Origin of the sequence: Burkholderia sp. Se-20373 (genome assembly GCF_017104705.1) — a bacterium.
Classification (GTDB): Bacteria; Pseudomonadota; Gammaproteobacteria; order Burkholderiales; family Burkholderiaceae; genus Burkholderia.
Map to the genome: position 1 here is coordinate 36,754 of NZ_JAAGPH010000007.1, position 15,838 is coordinate 52,591.

Sequence of the window (15,838 nt, forward strand, 5' to 3'; positions counted from 1 at the left end):
GGCGTCTTGTTTTTCTGCCGAACGTTGTCGGCGGGCGATCAGCCCAGCGCAGCCTGCATCGCGCGCTCGATGTCCGCACGCAGGTCGCCCTCGTCTTCCAGGCCGACATAGAAACGCACCAGCGTGCCGCGATGCGCCCAGTCCGGACGCATCGACGCGACGTCGTAAGGCATCGCGAGGCTGCACGCGCCGCCCCAGCTCCAGCCGATCGCGAACAGCTCGAGCGACTCGACGAAGCGGTCGACCTGCTCCGCACTGTAGCGTTCGTCGAACACCACCGAGAACAACCCGCCCGCGCCGGTGAAATCGCGCATGAACGACGCGTGCCCCGGGCAATCGGCGATCTGCGGGTGCAAGACCGCCGCGATCTCCGGCCGCGCCTTCAGCCATTGCGCGAGCGCAAGCGCGCTCTTGCTGTGCGCGTCGAAACGCACCTGCATGCTCGGCAGGCTGCGCAGCACGAGCGAGCAATCGTCGACCGACACGCCGATGCCGCAGCGCATCCGCGCGAGCTTCAGCTGTGCATGCAACTCCGCGTTCGCGGTGATCGTCGCCCCCATCAGCACGTCGCTGCCTCCCGACTGGTACTTGGTCAGCGCCTGCACCGAGATGTCGACGCCGTGCTCGAACGGCTTGAACGCGAGCCCGGCCGAAAAGGTGTTGTCGATCGCGGTGACGATGCCGCGCGCCTTCGCGGCCGCCGTGATCGCCTGCACGTCCGGCACTTCCATCGTCACCGAGCCGGGCGCCTCGATCCAGATCAGCCGCGTGTTCGGCTGGATCAGGTCGGCGATGCCGGCGCCGATCAGCGGATCGTAGAAGCGCGCGGTGATGCCGAAATCCTTCGCGAGCCAGTTGCCGAAATCGGCGTTCGGCCCGTACACGTTGTGCGGAATCAGCACGTCGTCGCCGGCTTTCACGATCCCGAAGTAGACGTTCATGATCGCCGCGAGGCCCGACGGCTGCAGCAGCGCATGCGTGCCGCCCTCGATCTCGGCCAGCCGCTGCGCAAGCGCGAGCGACGTCGGCGTCGCATGCAGGCCGTAGCGCCACTGGTTGTCGTTGTGCCAGACGAGCGCACGCATCGTCGCGAGATCGGGAAACACGACCGTCGACGCGCGTGCGACCGGCGGCACGAACGAACGGAAGCCTTCCGGGATCACGTCGTCGGGTTGAACGATGCGGGTTTGCAGTGCGCGCTTGGGAGTGGATGCAGTCATGACGGGAAGCGGGGCACGAGGCCGTTCGGTTGCGGAATATGCAGCTAGATTAGCCAAAATCGGCGCAATTGGCCCGGTACAATGCGCGGCGCGCACACCGAGCCAGCGCGGGTTCAGTCGTCGGTGCGCAGATTGACGACGCCGCCCACCGTCTCGATTTCCTGCACGCGGCCGTCGCGCACCTGCAGCGCCGCACGCTTGCCCGGCGCGAGACGCAGTACGACGGGCTGCGGATCCGACTCGTCCGAATTCATCCGGTCGGCCTTCAGATCACCCGTCGCGTCGAAGCGGCCGATCCACACGCCCGTGATGTTCGTGCCGTCGTTCGATTCCTCGATTTCGAGCGTGTCGCCATCGCGATCGCCCGCGAGCAGCACGACCTCGCCCGTATCGGCGAACTGGTATTCGCCGTGCACGCCTTCCTCGTCCGTCTTCGGGCCGAGATGCACGACGATCGGCCGGTCACCGAGCGTGCCTTCGTAGCGCGGCAGGCGGGCGAACTCGGGATTCGGCTTCAGCGGCCGCGCCATGGCCGGTTCATCCTGCTGCGCGCCCGGCGCGACAGCCTGCGCCGCGACGACGCCCGGCAACACCATGCCCGCCGCCAGCGCGCCCGCGACGACGAGCGCCCGTTGCCATTGCGAATATCGACCCACCGTGTGTTGCTCCTTGCTTCAGATTCGCTCGAAAATCGCGGCGGCGCCCTGCCCGCCGCCCATGCACATCGTCACGAGCGCATTGCCGTGGCCGGCGTGCGCATGCCGCGTCAGCCCTGCATCAGGCGCTCCACCGCAGCGCGGTGCGGAATCGGTGCGACCGCACCGTAGCCCGTCGTCGACAGTGCTGCCGCGGCGTTCGCATAACGCGCTGCCGCGAACGGATCGTCGCCCGCGACGATCCGCGTGACGAAGGCACCGCCGAAGCAATCGCCCGCGCCCGTCGCGTCGACGGCTTCGACCGCGAAGCCCGGCACGACGCGCCGTTCGTTCGGCGTCGCCACGTAAGCGCCTTCCTTGCCGAGCTTCAACGCGACGACCTGCGGCCCGTGTTCGAGCATCGCATCGACGATCGCATCGCGATCGTTCGCGCCCGTGAGCGCCGTCACGTCGTCCCAGCTGGGCAGGCAGATGTCCGTCTGGCGCAGCGCCTCGCGCATCACCGCGCGGGCGCGCGGCAGCGGCCACAGCTTCAGCCGCAGGTTCGTGTCGAAGCTGACCTTCGCGCCGTGGCGGCGCGCATGGTCGATCCCCGCGAATGCGGCGTCGCACGCGGCCGTGCTGATCGCCAGGCTGATGCCCGACAGATGCACGGCTTTCGCGGCAGCCAGTGCGTCGAGCGGCAGATCACCCGTTGCATAACGGCTCGCCGCCGAGCCCGCGCGCAGGTAGTCGAACTGGTGGCCATCGGCGCCGTGCGTGACGAAATACACGCCGGTCGGCGCCGTGCGGTCGATCCGCACGTACGTCGTGTCGACGCGTTCCGCGCGCCACATGTCGGCCAGCAGGCGGCCGAACGGATCGTCGCCGATCGCCGACACGAAACCCGTCGACGCGCCCTGGCGCGCCGCGGCGATGCAGAAGTTCGACGTGTCGCCGCCGAAGCCCTGCAGGAATTCAGGCCTGCCCGGCTGGGACTGGTTGAATTCGATCATCGCCTCGCCGAGCGCGAGGATCTCCGGAAATGCGGCGGCCATCGCTTACACCTCGCCCCACAGATCGTGGCCGTCGGCGCCCGTGATCTTCACGGACACGAAATCGCCGACCTTGTAGCGCTTCGATGCCTTCGCCGCCGGCTCGACGTAGACGACGCCGTCGATCTCCGGCGCATCCGCGGCCGTACGGCCGATCCCGCCTTCCTCGCTGACTTCGTCGATCAGCACCTTGAGGGTCTTGCCGACCTTGCGCTGGATGCGGTTCGCCGACACTTCCTCGGCGACTTCCATGAAGCGCGCGCGGCGTTCCTCGCGGACTTCATCCGGCAGCGCGCCGTCGAGTTCGTTCGCGCTCGCGCCTTCGACCGGCGAATACGCGAAGCAGCCGACGCGATCGAGTTCCGCCTCGCGGATGAAGTCGAGCAGCGTTTCGAACTGCGCTTCCGTCTCGCCGGGGAAGCCCGCGATGAACGTGCTGCGAATCGTCAGGTCCGGGCAGATCTCGCGCCACTTCTGCACGCGCTCGAGCACCTTCTCGGCGTTCGCCGGACGCTTCATGCGCTTCAGCACTTCCGGGTGCGCGTGCTGGAACGGCACGTCGAGGTACGGCAGCACGTGGCCCTTGAACGGGCCTTCGGCCATCAGCGGAATCACTTCGTCGACGCTCGGGTACGGATACACGTAGTGCAAGCGCACCCATGCGCCGTACTGCGCGGCGAGTTCGCCGAGCGCGGCGACCAGGTCGGTCATGCGCGTCTTGATCGGCTTGCCGTTCCAGAAGCCCGTGCGGTACTTCACGTCGACGCCGTACGCGCTCGTGTCCTGCGAGATCACGAGCAGTTCCTTCACGCCCGACTTGAACAGGTTCTCGGCTTCCAGCATCACTTCGGCGACCGGGCGCGACACGAGGTCGCCGCGCATCGACGGGATGATGCAGAACGTGCAGCGGTGGTTGCAGCCTTCGGAAATCTTCAGGTATGCGTAATGGCGCGGCGTGAGCTTGATGCCGGCCGCGGGCACGAGATCGGTGAACGGATCGTGCGGCTTCGGCAGGTGCGAATGCACGGCCTGCATCACTTCGCCCACCGCGTGCGGGCCGGTGACGGCGAGCACCTTCGGGTGGACTTCCTCGATCAGGTTCGAGCCGCTGGCGCTCGACTTGGCGCCGAGACAGCCGGTGACGATCACCTTGCCGTTCTCGGTCAGCGCCTCACCGATCGCGTCGAGGCTTTCCTGCACGGCTTCGTCGATGAAGCCGCAGGTGTTCACGACGACGAGGTCGGCACCGTCGTAGGTGCCGGAGATTTCATAACCTTCGGCGCGCAGTTGCGTGATGATCTGTTCGGAGTCGACGAGCGCCTTCGGGCACCCGAGGGATACCATACCTATACGCGGTGCCGGGGCGGGAGCCGGTGTAATTTTCTGAGACATCTGGAGTGTGGGGCGTGGCAGCAAAAGCGAGAGTTTACAGCTATTTACGGTTCAGCGACCCAAAACAAGCGGCTGGCGGCAGCGTCGATCGCCAGCTTGAGTACGCCGCGCGCTGGGCGGCCGACAACGAGATGGAGCTTGATGCGTCCCTATCACTCCGGGACGAAGGGCTGTCGGCATACCATCAGCGCCACGTGCGACAAGGCGCGCTGGGTGTGTTCCTGCGTGCTGTCGAGGATGGCCAAGTGCCGGCCGGGTCCGTGCTGATCGTTGAGGGTCTGGATCGCTTGAGCCGCGCCGAGCCGCTGCAGGCGCAGGCGCAGCTCGCCCAGATCGTAAACGCCGGTATCACGGTCGTGACGGCCAGCGACGGCCGCGAGTACAACCGCGAGCGCCTCAAGGCGCAGCCGATGGACCTCGTTTACAGCCTGCTGGTGATGATCCGCGCGCACGAGGAATCGGACACGAAGAGCAAGCGCGTGAAGGCGGCGATCCGCCGGCAGTGCCAAGGCTGGATAGCCGGTACCTGGCGCGCACCGATCCGGGTTGGGAAGGACCCGCATTGGGTGCGAGAAATTGAAGCCGGCGGGTTCGAACTGGCCGACGATCGAGCGGCGGCAGTGCGCCTCGTCATTGAGATGTTCAAACAGGGGCACGGCGCCGTGCGAATCGTGCGCGAACTCGCCGAGCGCGGGCTCAAGATCACCGACAGCGGCCGCTCAGCAGCCAGCCACATCTATCGGCTGCTGGCGAACCGGATGCTGATCGGCGAGAAGACGGTCGAGGTTGACGGCGAGACGTTCCGCCTCGAAGGCTACTACCCCGCCATGCTGACGCCGGCCGAATTCGCGGACCTGCGATACCTGGCCGAGCAACGTGGTCGGCGCAAGGGCAAGGGAGAAATTCCCGGGGTCGTGACCGGGCTGGGCATCACCTACTGCGGCTACTGCGGTGCGGCGATCGTCGCGCAAAACATCATGGGACGTCGGCGCGCCGCCGACGGACGCCCATACCCCGGCCACCGCCGGCTGCACTGTGTCACGTACAGCCAAAGCGCTGGATGCAAGGTCAGCGGGAGTTGCAGCGTCGTACCGGTCGAACGGGCCCTGATGCTGTACTGCTCGGACCAGATAAATTTGACGCGACTACTGGAGGGCGATACAGGAACCGCGTCGCTGGCCGCGCAGTTGGCCAGCGCTAGGCAACGCGTCGCCGAGCTCGAGGCACAGGTCCAGCGCGTCACTGATGCGTTACTACTCGACGACGGCGCCCCCCCGGCCGCCGTGTTGCGCCGCGTCCGCGAGCTCGAAACTCAGCTTGCGAGTGAGCGACGGGATGTCGACTCATTCGAGCATCAACTCGCCGCATCGGCGTCGAATGTCGCACCGGCCGCGGCTGACGCGTGGCGAGAACTGGTGAATGGCGTCGAGCATCTCAACTATGACGCTCGGATGTTGGCCCGCCAACTCGTCGCGGATACCTTCTCAAAGATCGTCGTCTTCCAGTCTGGATTCCGCCCTGACGATGACGATGGAACGATCGGTCTATTGCTAGTCGCGAAACGCGGCACCATACGCATGCTCCACGTCGACCGTAAAACGGGAGAGTGGCGCGCCGCAGAAGAGATCGACGTCAATAAAATGCTCGCCAATTGATCTCTATTCCGTAGAGAAGAAATCGCTTACCCTTGAGTTTCTGCTTCGTGTAGAAGCAGATTTCCGACAACTACACGACGGGGTTGACAGCGATGGCGATTTATTTTTATACGAACGATCCTAGCGGCCTTCTCGCGAACTTTAGAAAGCGAATTTCCCAAGAAGAACAAGCCGGGAAAATCACGACTTGGGAAGAAAAGGACGGCCACTTCACCCACAAAGCAAAGGAGTGGAAGTATGAAGCCTGGTTCAAACCATCGATTGAGGCAGGAAAGAATCTGACCTTCAACATCGTGAAGTCACAACAAAAGGAAGTAGTTTCGCAAACTGCATATGGCTACTACCATGGCCACTTGACGGAGACGTTCCTCAATCACTTTGACAAACTATTTTCGTCGGCTCAGTCCACCGCACTTCCGGTGGCTGGAGATATCGTCTCCGGACCGAAGAAATAGAAAACAAACATCCCTTGCAAGGGTAAACGCGTATAAATACTATTTGCCAATAGGTTCGGCCGACATTTCGTCGGCCGGATAAAGCTGCAGCATCGCGCGCGCCGCCTCGACGTTCGACGTCGTCAGCCATTCCTCCCAGTCGTCCGGATGCAGGATCACCACAGCCCGCTTCTCGTCGTCCGGCTTGTGCATACGCGAGAAGATCGGATGCCCCTCACCGTTGACGGTGATCATGGACATCGCGTGATGCTCCGCGCCGTCCGGCCCGGCCAACGTCCGCCAGATCCCGGCGACGCACATCGTGCGCCAATCGGCGAGCCCGATCCGGTGCCAAACGTTCTTCCCCGTCTCGTAGCACGGCTCGTAGATCCAGTCGGCCGGGATCAGGCATCGTCGGCCGGCTCGCCAGGCTGGTCCATACAGAGGTGACTTCCCGAGATTGTCGTCGCGCACGTTCATCGTGCTGCGCATGATCGGCGGCTTCCGGCCCTGTTCCTTCGCCTTATCGATGTTGGCCTTCTGCAGCGCGCGCGGCCAGAAGCCGAAGCCGGCCGCCAGCGGCTTGAGCGTCCCGTCGACGCTCGCGACGATCGGCGCGAGGTAGTCGGGGTAGATCTCCGGCTTCCACGGGAAGTCCCGATACAGCTCGCTGAACGGTTGGATATTCAGCTCTCGCAGCTCGTAGTCCTCATGCGGCGCACGGTAGTTGGTACACCTCGCCCCTTCCCCATTTTCTGGCCTTGACGGGACCAGCATATCTCAAAATATACTGTGTTTTTATACAGTGGTGGCGACGTGATCAAGCCGCAGTGGGCTTACATCTGGGAGTACGGGTTCCAAGGCGACAAGAATCGTCTGAGGACACCTGTCGAGCTCACGAAGCGGGAATTTGAATTTTGGATCGACCAGGACGAAAGATCGACATTCCTAGGGCACTGCCGGCCAATCGAAGCGACGCGAATCGACCGCAACCGCACCCCGTTGACGGACCCGCGATTTAAGGTAAAAGCAACGATTCCGGAATTCGATGCCCCGAGCGATGCAGAGCTGCGGGCGCTCTGGCGTGACTACGCGGACCTGCAGGTCCGATGGTTGATTCTCGAGATCCTTGCCCTACGGAAGTCCCTGGACAGGATTCAGGAGTGGTTCGACTATGTCGACAAGAACGTCGAGGATCGCGGTCAGCTTGGTGGTGGGAATGGGAAATTACAGGAGCTGCGCCACCTTCTGCGGAAGGAAAAGGGGCGCGCTGGGATGATGTGATTGGTCACGCTGCATCAGCGATGCTAGTTCGAGCATGGCCCGAAATCGACCGCTCTCGAATTATTAGATATGAGACGATGTGAAGGTCACAAAAATAAAATACGACAATATGAACGTTCTCAGAATTTTGCTGATCGTGCCCACGGTTGCGATTTTTGGATGCGGCGGCGGAGACGGATCGTCGCCCTCAGCTGGTAGGCCGATTTCCGTAGATATGGAGGGAGACTCGACGTTCTATGGCCTTCAGGCAACGGGGCGCAGCGCAAATCCGCCTCCGACGGTATTGCAGGCGGAATTGCAGAACACGTTTGGTCCGACGATCACGACAATCAACAGTGGCGTCTCGAGCTCAACAGTCAGTGAAAGTTTATACGGGATCGCACCCCACTATTCTCAGCCACTCGCATCGCGGCTAGGGGGTATGTCAGCTCAAATCGTCATCATGAACTATGGCCTCAATGACTCGGCCAATTCGTCCCTGTCAAGCTACATCGCGGACCTGAACACGTGGATCGACGTCGTGACTGCGAACGGGAAAGTTCCGGTACTGGAAGAACCGAATCCGTCTTGCAACCCGGCCATGGCTCAGTTGCCACAATTTGTGGTTGCAATGGACAAGGTTGCGCAGCAACGCGGCGTTCAGATCATTCAACAGTATGCATACATTCAGTCGTTGCCGAACTGGCAATCGATGCTGCCAGACTGCCTCCACCCCAACGACGATCTCTACAGAATCAAAGCGGACCGCGAATACGCCGTGGTCGCACCTATCGTCCGATCGCTGATGAAGTGACTTCTGTTCCGGGGCTGGCCCACCGGCTTGCTACAATGCCGCAAAGATTTTTGGCACTGAAGCATGAGAGATAACCTCCCCGCCCTGACCTCGCTGCGGTTTTTGGCTGCCGCAGCTATCATTGTCCACCACACTGGCGCCTATTTTGGATACGGCGCGTGGCTTCGGCAACATGTCCCACTCGACCAGGGCGTGTCGTTTTTCTTCGTCCTATCGGGCTTCGTGCTGTTTTATAGTCATCCGGAACTGCCCACGTTCAGAGAATGGGGACGATTCTGGGTTGCGCGTATCGCGCGTATCTGGCCCGCACACGTCGCACTGATCTTCCTGATCCTCGTGTTCCTTCCTTGGCCATGGGGCTATTTCGCCGACGGACTGAAGAGCCCGCCGCTGCTGCAGAATATCCTGCTGCTTCAGAGCTGGACGCCTCTACCGACACACTTCTATTCTTTCAACGAGCTGTCGTGGAGCATTTCGACTGAATCGTTCTTCTACGCGATGTTTCCGTTCTTGATCTGGCGATGGAACCGGACGTGGTGGTGGAAAATCGGATTGTGCGGCGCTGGCGCCATGTTCATGATCTGGTACGCAACACACATTGGCGCCACTGGGTTGGTTGAGGGAGAAGACAAGGTCAGTTACGACTCACTGGTCTACATCTTTCCGGTCGCCCGTATTTTTGAATTCTCGTTGGGCGTAGCGGCCGGATCCCTCTATCTGCATCTGAAGGATCGGATTGGAATGTGGTCGCCCGTCACGATTAGCATCGCACAAGCGACGGTCTTGCTTGGCGGCTTGGCGGCGGCGCACTATTTCCCGGGGTTGGCCGATTTGGTCGGCACCTATCTTCCGAGTTTCATGCCGCCCGCTGCACACAAGTGGTGGTATGAGTGCAGCAATGCGATCATCTTCGCCGTCATCATTTTCGCGATGGCGTTCAGCGTCGGCGTGTTTGCCCGCGCGCTCTCACCGACTCTGTTCGTCCGACTAGGCGAGATCAGCTTCGCAATGTACATGACGCATCAGATCGTGTTCCGCGCCCTACTGCATACGACGACTTTCCCAAAATTCGGCGACAGCCTGGCGCAAATCTTCGTTTTCTGGGCGATGGTCCTGGTGTTCTCTTACGGGCTCTGGGCGCTCGTCGAAACTAGTTGCCGGCGTACGATCGTCAATGCGTTTGACCGCATATTTACCCCAGCGCACGCCGCCCGCTCCGCGCAGGATCTCCGGCAACGTGCCGAGCATTGATCTATTTCCGCGATGCTGATCGCGCGCACTATCGCGTCAGTGCCCAGCCGTTAGCGCGTCGTAGTCGCGCTCGCACTGCTGGCCGGCAATGCGGGCTCGGTCAGCGTACTCTGCCAGGTCGCCCGCGCGCTGGTCAGCGCGGCCGAGCACGTCGGCAAGCAGATCGAGGGCGTCGCCGGCTGCCGGGCTTCCGGCGGAAGCGGCGGGATGGCGGGCGGCTGCGACGAGCTGGTCGACGCGCTGCTGCAGGCTGCCAGCGGCAGCACGAGCAGCAAAAGCATCCGCGAGCGCGGCAGTGCGTTGTTGGTTCGCATCGTTTGCGATCTCCTGTTGTGCCGCGCTGCGGCGTTGATCTTCGGCGCGCGCCGCGGTGACGGCGTCGAGTTGCGCCTTCTGCGCGGCGGCCGCCGCCGCGCGCCCGCCGTCGGCGTGACCCTTGAAGTAGCCGCCGGCCAGGCCGACGACGGCCGCCACGATGACGGCGAGCCAGACACGGGGATCAAACCAGGTCATTTGTGCTCCTTCGCGTGCAGCTGCTTCAGCTCGTCGGGCGAGTAGACGAAGCCCGGAAGCAGAAACGCCTGCACGCTCCAGACCGGGTCGCTTTCCTCGTGCCGCCCGTGATCCTTGCCCCGATGATGGAGCGCGCACAGCAGCAATTGGTTGTAGGTCGAGTCGACAAACGCCTCGGGCCGCGCCGGGTCGAACGCCTCCCAGTCGAACCCCTGCGTCAGCTTGATCAAGTCCCAGATCGGGTGCTGGAGCGGAATCGGCACGATGCGCCGCAGCTTGTGGCTGAACATCGTGTCGCACTTGTTGAGCGCAACCTCGCGGATCCACTTCCAGTCGATCGCATGCGAGAACGCCCACTCGAAGAACCGATGATGCGATTCGACGGCCTGGTCGTCACCGCAGACCGCGCAGACGTAGCCGCCGGCCGCCTTCATCGACCGCTTGCTCGCGCGGAACGTCGGCGACTCGGTGCGCGGCTCGTGATCCGGGTAGAACACATCCTCGGACAGCGTGCGCCGCGTCTCGTGAGATTTCGTGGTCGTCATATGCCGTGCTCGCAGAGCGCGCGCTCTTCCGCGCGTCGTTTCACCAGACCCGGCAGCACGCGGCCGCCGGCCGTCACCCACTGGGGCCGACCGTTGTCCGCCTCATTCATCGCGCGGCACGCCCCATTCCAGTCGCCCGCGTTGAACCGCTTCGCCGTCGTGCTGCCGCAGTACGCACCGGCGCCGACGTTGTAGGCGAAGCTCACGGCGGCCGCGAGCTGGTACGTGTGGCCCTTCAGGACCGGCGTGCACTTCAACACCGGCTCCGCATGCTCGATGAGCCGCTGCTCGAGGCGCGCGCGACATTCTTCCGGCGTGAATCGCTGGCCGGCGCGCACATCTTTCGTGTCGCCGTTGCACGCCGTGACGATCCCGATCGGGTCGGGCCGCGCGATCAGCTCGAGCCCCTCGAACTTCGGGACCATGGAAAAAAGAAGGGCTGCCGCAGCAGCCCCCACAACACCAGCGAGTGTCTTCTTCGGTACGTTAGCCATCGAGCAATGCCCTCTTCCCTTTGTTCTTGACCAGGTAGTACGCCTGCAGGCCGATGTACGCGATCGTCGCGACGGCTACCCACCAGTTGATGTCGTGGCCAGTCAGCCACAACCAGAAATTGCTTCCCACCGCCGGCGCTGCCTTGGCCGCGCTCACCGCGAGATCGTTCTTCATCGAGTCCCCGAAATGAAAAAGCCGCCCCTAGGCGACGATGAAATGTTCTTGACCACTAGACCCAATGGGTCTAAATTTGCGGACAGCGGTAGCGCATTCAGCGCAGCCCGACATCCCGAAAGGAAACGACGATGAAACTCACGCCTCGCACGCGCACCGTGCACGCTCACTCCCATGCCAATCAAGTACACACCTCCCGGAACGGCCGATCTCGCGACGCTCAAGCACGAACTGAACATGACGGGTCGGCAGATGGCGGACCTGTTCTGGCTGGGCGGCGATCACCAGTGGCGCAAATACACCGGCGGCCAATCGCCGCGGGAGTTGAGCCCTCACATGGCGTTCGTAGCAGCGGCGAAGCTCGAGCTGACACCGGACGAATTCGCTCGCGTTCTCGCGAAGATGGCGACGTTCGGTGCGCACGTCGAGGACGTACCGGATGGCGAGCCGTCGTCGACCGTATAGCATTTCCCAAGCAATCCAGACGGTGCACTGCACCCAAAAACTATGAAAAAGCTGCTTCTCCGGATCTGGCAACGCCTGAATCGCCCCTTGTCGACACCCGAGATCATGGAGACGTATGCCTACAAGGCTGGATTCAAAGCCTGGCAAGACATCGATCGCTTCAACCCGTATCAGCCGGGAACCGCGTCACACGAGCACTGGCAGCTTGGCTACGAGGACGCAGAGCATTCCGCTGCCACGCTCTGGTAGCGGGTTGCGTTATCGCATCTTTGTTCGCAGGTTGCTCGGCGGATGACATCGTCTCCGCAAGCCGGATTCACTCAGGGCGATCGGGCAATTTAAGGAGAGGGAACTGGTAAAATTCTGACCCGCCCAGAAATTTTACGACCATGGTTAAGGATATTCCTCATTTGAACGGCCTGAGGGCGTTCGCTGCCCTCTGGGTTGTTACTGCTCACTGTATGATCTGGGGTGGCTGGACCTTAACTTCTATCCCCGATCCCAAGATTGCCGTTGATCTTTTCATGCTGATTTCCGGATTTTTAATGGCCATGAATGCAGCTCAGCGAGAACAGATCGAGCCGATGGGAAGTGCACGATCATGGCTGGCGTTCTACGCCAGACGGTTCTTCAGGCTCGCCCCGAGCTATTACCTGTCCATGATTGTCGCCGTTTGTACCGCTCCAGTTTTCTTGCAAGGATACAAGGCGCTTCAGCTCGTCAATATCGGATTTTGGGGCACTGGTGGCGGCCCATATGATCCAGACCTCATCCAGTACACGACATCGAATCTATTGGCTCATGTGACACTGATGTTTGGTATATCACCGAGATTTACGAATTCAATGATGCTACCAGATTGGAGCTTGAGTCTGGAAATGCAATATTATCTAGCTTTCCCATTTATATTTATAACGTTCCGCAAATTTGGACCAGTTAAAACAGCTATTGCTCTTTCAGTTCTGGCGCTTCCATTGGCAATTCTTGCGCGCGACATATTTGTCGAGCCATCATTTCTCCCCCTGAAAATCTCCCTGTTTGCTGCCGGCATGATGCTGGCGCAGCTTAGATTTTACCGAATCAGCATGATCAAGTCAGCGATAATTGTTGCATTGACAGTTATATTGACTTCGATGCAGTTCAATGCATACAGCGATGGGAGCAGGTTGATATTGTTTGTGATATCCTCGCTATTCGCCCTCCTCACGCTTCCAGCATTCTCACAAATCCCGATGTTCAGATATCTGAACGCAATATTGAGCAGCCGCGCCGCCCATTTTCTTTCGGATGCATCATACGGAATTTATCTTTTCCATGGATTTTTCATCGCGTTTTCTGGGTATTTATTTTTCACAGGGGACGGGAACTGGGTTTCTGGAAATGAGCGCACTGCAATTCTTTTTGCCATTACAATGCCCAGCTCTATCATCACATCATATCTTATTCAAAATACGGTGGAGAAGTATGGCATTTCTGTGGGGCGCAAGATAGCGATAAGTATTGACGGTAAAATGTTGACGCAACGTTAATGCTTGCAAAAATGAATCAACGTAACCAAAGCGGATTGATGGCGGATCTTGTGAACAGAAAGTCACAATATCCGCAAACCCAGCACCATAAACTGTGACTTAGACCCAAGCACCTGAGTATTGCAATAATGTTCCCATATCAGATGGAATATCCAGTTACGTTGACAGCGAAATTAGGCGTGCCACTGGACACCGTGGCAAGTTTGTAATAGAGCGTCTGCGGAGTAATGAGCGGGATTCCAGAAAATGGAACCTGTATGCCACCACCGGCGATCACTGCGGTAGCAGAAAAATCCTGCTCAGCAAGTCCGGTAGCCGATGCTGCCAATGCTGCTTGCGGTGTATTGTTTGAAGCCGAGTTTGTCGCCGTCGCATTTCCGCTGACAGTCTTTGCGTTCAACGGGACATTGGTGAACGTGAACGACGTGAAGCTGCCTGCGAGAGTCGTAGTATTGAGTGCATTGGTAACAAAACTATAGATTTGTCGATCAATCTGATAGCCAGTATTGAACTGCCCACTACCATTCACGCCCCATACACTAACCAAAGCACTCGCCGTGTATCCCGCCGGCATGTTCGCGCCACCGTACACATTCGGCTGCACAGCGCTCGTCGCGTTCCGAGCCAGCAAAGCACTGTCCCCAGTCGTTGGGTTGTAGATCGCGTACAGGGCAACATAGCCGTTTGTCGGTGCGCTGCCCGTGTCCATGCCGCCCGCGCCAGTCGTCGCGAGGTTGATCGCCTTGTTGAACGCGGCCAACCGGAAAAATCCGCCACCTAGCGCGGTTTCGACAACGATCTCGTCGGCCGTGAAGGTAGCCGTTGCACTGGCAGCCGAAACGGACATGCTTGCGTTGCGAACCGCCCCTACGACACCGCCGGATGTGCGCTGAGCCGTTCCCGCATACGGCAATTGAGCACTACCGCCGATCGCAATCCACTGATTTGCCCCGTTTGTCGTTACCAACAAAAGCGAATCACCAGGATTCAGCACTACGCTCGTATTTGCACCAACCCCGACGATGGAATCGGAGCCAGCTCGCGACACCGTCAGCGCTGCGGAGCCGCTATTGATGAAATAGAGCGTTCCGCATATCGGCATTGCGTAAGCGGAAGGAAGTGTGAACGTCGACGCCGACGTGCCCCAGAAATTGATCACTGCGCCGGCTTGCGCACCAATCAGCGTTTGGGAAGTTGTGTAACTGTAGAAGTTCTGAAAGTTGCCGAGCGCACGCTGAACAAATGCTGTCGTTGCGAGACTCGTATCGTTGTCGAACTGCGCGGGCGTTTGCGCGATGGGGCTGCGCGTGTAGTGACTGATGACTGTCCAATTGGACGCATCGGAAACGAGTTCAACCGTTGCCCCCACGTCCAACGAAAACGTCGACGCGGCCGAAGCTTGGTTGTAAATGCTCGCGGACGGCGTCGAAATCGTTACTGCCGTGCCATTCCCCGTGACATTGGTGATCGTGTAAGTCAGGTTGCTCGTCGTCGGAGCCGGCAGGGTGATCGTAGTCGGCCCCGTGCCGCCAGCCTCGATCCATGAACCAGTATCCGAAGCCGCGAGAGTTCCAGAGCCGTTGATGTACTTGCGGGTTTGAAAATTCCCTCCGGCCTGCTGAACGAATGCCGTCGTCGCGAGCTTCGCGCTGCTGTCAAACTGCGCAGGAGTTTGCGTGGTCGCCCCCTGCACGTTCCGCAATGCGACAGTGCCTCCGCATACGTCCCACTGCCCGCCTCTGGAAAACAGCTCCAGCGAATCGCCCGAATGCAGTACGATCGACGAGACCAATCCACCGAAGTAAGACCAGATTTTCTCGGTACCCTGGGTGGCGATATTCTGATCGACACCCGACTGGTTGATGAATGCCATCCGCCCGCCCACCGCGACGACTGCGCTCAACGGTAGCGTCGTGGTGAACGTCGAAGTCCCGTTCAGCTCGACAATTTGTCCGGCGGCACCATTGGTCAGCGTGCTGGCTGCGTTGATCACTAACGCACCACCGTAGTTTCCAAGAGCGCGCTGCACAAACGCTGTTGTTGCGAGCTTCGTGCTGCTATCGAACTGCGGAGCCGTAATCCCCGCCGCATTGATCGCGGCTTGCAAGTTCGCCAGCAACGCTGCCGTAGTGCCGTCATCAACCGAGTTCTGGCCGGAGAAATTCGCCGTGAACTGCGCGAGTACTGCCGCCATGATCGAACTCTGCCGCCACACCTTGTTGAGCTGCGCCGACAGCGCGGTGCCAGACTGAAAGCCGGCTTGGCGTGCCGTGAGCGCCGCGTAAGTCGCCTGGTCGATTACGTTCGGCGAGCTGCCCCCACCAAACACGAGAAAGTCGTTCGTTGCCATCAATGCTCCGAGCATAAAAAAAGCCACCCGAAGGTGGCTTGAAGACAA

18 protein-coding genes are annotated in these 15,838 nt (G+C 60.6%); 8 read left to right on the forward strand and 10 right to left on the reverse strand.

Translation table 11 applies throughout. The features are described from left to right. Positions 1-38: 38 nt before the first annotated feature. The 4 genes from G3N96_RS03950 to rimO form a co-directional block, all read right to left on the reverse strand. Positions 39-1,220: a cystathionine beta-lyase gene (locus G3N96_RS03950; protein WP_206136286.1), complete on the reverse strand. Its 1,182-nt coding sequence runs from the start codon at positions 1,218-1,220 to the stop codon at positions 39-41. Positions 1,221-1,333: 113 nt separating this feature from the next. Next, the gene (locus tag G3N96_RS03955; protein ID WP_206136287.1) at positions 1,334-1,876 is read right to left on the reverse strand and encodes a hypothetical protein; all 543 of its coding nucleotides are present in this window, start codon (positions 1,874-1,876) and stop codon (positions 1,334-1,336) included. A gap of 110 nt (positions 1,877-1,986) precedes the next feature. Further along, positions 1,987-2,913: a sugar kinase gene (locus G3N96_RS03960; protein ID WP_206136288.1), complete on the reverse strand. Its 927-nt coding sequence runs from the start codon at positions 2,911-2,913 to the stop codon at positions 1,987-1,989. Between the two features lie 3 nt (positions 2,914-2,916). After that, positions 2,917-4,302 carry a 30S ribosomal protein S12 methylthiotransferase RimO gene (rimO, locus tag G3N96_RS03965; RefSeq protein ID WP_206136289.1) on the reverse strand — a complete coding sequence of 462 codons (1,386 nt, stop codon included), beginning with the start codon at positions 4,300-4,302 and terminating at the stop codon, positions 2,917-2,919. A 14-nt stretch (positions 4,303-4,316) separates the two neighbouring features. On the opposite strand from rimO, the gene G3N96_RS03970 reads away from it, so the two are divergent. Together G3N96_RS03970 and G3N96_RS03975 are read left to right on the forward strand one after the other, a co-directional pair. After that, positions 4,317-5,957, forward strand: a complete 1,641-nt coding sequence (locus tag G3N96_RS03970; RefSeq protein ID WP_206136290.1) for a recombinase family protein — start codon at positions 4,317-4,319, stop codon at positions 5,955-5,957. A gap of 92 nt (positions 5,958-6,049) precedes the next feature. Continuing rightward, complete coding sequence (locus G3N96_RS03975; RefSeq protein ID WP_206136291.1) at positions 6,050-6,412, forward strand: hypothetical protein; 363 nt, start codon at positions 6,050-6,052, stop codon at positions 6,410-6,412. Positions 6,413-6,451: 39 nt separating this feature from the next. On the opposite strand, the gene G3N96_RS03980 is transcribed toward G3N96_RS03975, so the two are convergent. Then, complete coding sequence (locus G3N96_RS03980; RefSeq protein WP_206136292.1) at positions 6,452-7,168, reverse strand: SOS response-associated peptidase family protein; 717 nt, start codon at positions 7,166-7,168, stop codon at positions 6,452-6,454. A gap of 42 nt (positions 7,169-7,210) precedes the next feature. Between G3N96_RS03980 and G3N96_RS03985 the strand changes: the two genes are divergently transcribed. The 3 genes from G3N96_RS03985 (at position 7,211) to G3N96_RS03995 (ending at position 9,719) form a co-directional block, all read left to right on the forward strand. Then, positions 7,211-7,675 (forward strand): hypothetical protein, encoded by a 465-nt coding sequence (locus G3N96_RS03985; RefSeq protein WP_346778875.1) that lies wholly within the window; start codon positions 7,211-7,213, stop codon positions 7,673-7,675. A gap of 79 nt (positions 7,676-7,754) precedes the next feature. After that, positions 7,755-8,468 (forward strand): SGNH/GDSL hydrolase family protein, encoded by a 714-nt coding sequence (locus G3N96_RS03990; protein ID WP_206136294.1) that lies wholly within the window; start codon positions 7,755-7,757, stop codon positions 8,466-8,468. A gap of 63 nt (positions 8,469-8,531) precedes the next feature. Further along, complete coding sequence (locus G3N96_RS03995) at positions 8,532-9,719, forward strand: acyltransferase (protein ID WP_206136295.1); 1,188 nt, start codon at positions 8,532-8,534, stop codon at positions 9,717-9,719. A 36-nt stretch (positions 9,720-9,755) separates the two neighbouring features. Here G3N96_RS03995 and G3N96_RS04000 read toward each other — a convergent pair whose 3' ends face one another. Genes G3N96_RS04000 through G3N96_RS04015 form a run of 4 tightly spaced genes read right to left on the reverse strand, consistent with a single transcriptional unit; the run spans position 9,756 to position 11,446 of the window. Further along, positions 9,756-10,232 (reverse strand): DUF2514 family protein, encoded by a 477-nt coding sequence (locus G3N96_RS04000; protein WP_206136296.1) that lies wholly within the window; start codon positions 10,230-10,232, stop codon positions 9,756-9,758. After that, positions 10,229-10,777 carry a hypothetical protein gene (locus G3N96_RS04005; RefSeq protein WP_206136297.1) on the reverse strand — a complete coding sequence of 183 codons (549 nt, stop codon included), beginning with the start codon at positions 10,775-10,777 and terminating at the stop codon, positions 10,229-10,231. Before G3N96_RS04005 ends, G3N96_RS04000 begins: the two co-directional genes overlap by 4 nt. After that, positions 10,774-11,271: a lysozyme gene (locus tag G3N96_RS04010; RefSeq protein WP_206136298.1), complete on the reverse strand. Its 498-nt coding sequence runs from the start codon at positions 11,269-11,271 to the stop codon at positions 10,774-10,776. The genes G3N96_RS04005 and G3N96_RS04010 overlap by 4 nt, the downstream gene beginning before the upstream one ends. After that, positions 11,264-11,446, reverse strand: a complete 183-nt coding sequence (locus G3N96_RS04015) for a hypothetical protein (RefSeq protein WP_006495243.1) — start codon at positions 11,444-11,446, stop codon at positions 11,264-11,266. Before G3N96_RS04015 ends, G3N96_RS04010 begins: the two co-directional genes overlap by 8 nt. Positions 11,447-11,620: 174 nt before the next feature. Here G3N96_RS04015 and G3N96_RS04020 point away from each other — a divergent pair, with 174 nt between their 5' ends. From G3N96_RS04020 to G3N96_RS04030, 3 genes are all read left to right on the forward strand, one after another. Next, positions 11,621-11,911 carry an XRE family transcriptional regulator gene (locus tag G3N96_RS04020; protein WP_206136299.1) on the forward strand — a complete coding sequence of 97 codons (291 nt, stop codon included), beginning with the start codon at positions 11,621-11,623 and terminating at the stop codon, positions 11,909-11,911. A gap of 42 nt (positions 11,912-11,953) precedes the next feature. Beyond that, entirely contained in the window at positions 11,954-12,160 is a 207-nt protein-coding gene (locus G3N96_RS04025) for a hypothetical protein (RefSeq protein ID WP_206136300.1), read from the forward strand. Between the two features lie 140 nt (positions 12,161-12,300). Beyond that, positions 12,301-13,440 carry an acyltransferase gene (locus G3N96_RS04030; protein WP_206136301.1) on the forward strand — a complete coding sequence of 380 codons (1,140 nt, stop codon included), beginning with the start codon at positions 12,301-12,303 and terminating at the stop codon, positions 13,438-13,440. Between the two features lie 139 nt (positions 13,441-13,579). Here the strand turns inward: G3N96_RS04030 and G3N96_RS39080 are convergent, their stop codons facing one another. Then, the gene (locus G3N96_RS39080; RefSeq protein WP_241022467.1) at positions 13,580-15,790 is read right to left on the reverse strand and encodes a hypothetical protein; all 2,211 of its coding nucleotides are present in this window, start codon (positions 15,788-15,790) and stop codon (positions 13,580-13,582) included. Positions 15,791-15,838: the final 48 nt, after the last annotated feature.

Bases quoted from the DNA above. Each gene is read 5' to 3' on its own strand.
- G3N96_RS03950 (WP_206136286.1), bottom strand. From the start codon at position 1,220: ATGACTGCATCCACTCCCAAGCGCGCACTGCAAACCCGCATCGTTCAA.
- G3N96_RS03960 (WP_206136288.1), bottom strand. From the start codon at position 2,913: ATGGCCGCCGCATTTCCGGAGATCCTCGCGCTCGGCGAGGCGATGATC.
- rimO (WP_206136289.1), bottom strand. From the start codon at position 4,302: ATGTCTCAGAAAATTACACCGGCTCCCGCCCCGGCACCGCGTATAGGT.
- G3N96_RS03975 (WP_206136291.1), top strand. From the start codon at position 6,050: ATGGCGATTTATTTTTATACGAACGATCCTAGCGGCCTTCTCGCGAAC.
- G3N96_RS03980 (WP_206136292.1), bottom strand. From the start codon at position 7,168: ATGCTGGTCCCGTCAAGGCCAGAAAATGGGGAAGGGGCGAGGTGTACC.
- G3N96_RS03995 (WP_206136295.1), top strand. From the start codon at position 8,532: ATGAGAGATAACCTCCCCGCCCTGACCTCGCTGCGGTTTTTGGCTGCC.
- G3N96_RS04000 (WP_206136296.1), bottom strand. From the start codon at position 10,232: ATGACCTGGTTTGATCCCCGTGTCTGGCTCGCCGTCATCGTGGCGGCC.
- G3N96_RS04005 (WP_206136297.1), bottom strand. From the start codon at position 10,777: ATGACGACCACGAAATCTCACGAGACGCGGCGCACGCTGTCCGAGGAT.
- G3N96_RS04010 (WP_206136298.1), bottom strand. From the start codon at position 11,271: ATGGCTAACGTACCGAAGAAGACACTCGCTGGTGTTGTGGGGGCTGCT.
- G3N96_RS04015 (WP_006495243.1), bottom strand. From the start codon at position 11,446: ATGAAGAACGATCTCGCGGTGAGCGCGGCCAAGGCAGCGCCGGCGGTG.
- G3N96_RS04020 (WP_206136299.1), top strand. From the start codon at position 11,621: ATGCCAATCAAGTACACACCTCCCGGAACGGCCGATCTCGCGACGCTC.
- G3N96_RS04025 (WP_206136300.1), top strand. From the start codon at position 11,954: ATGAAAAAGCTGCTTCTCCGGATCTGGCAACGCCTGAATCGCCCCTTG.
- G3N96_RS04030 (WP_206136301.1), top strand. From the start codon at position 12,301: ATGGTTAAGGATATTCCTCATTTGAACGGCCTGAGGGCGTTCGCTGCC.
- G3N96_RS39080 (WP_241022467.1), bottom strand. From the start codon at position 15,790: ATGGCAACGAACGACTTTCTCGTGTTTGGTGGGGGCAGCTCGCCGAAC.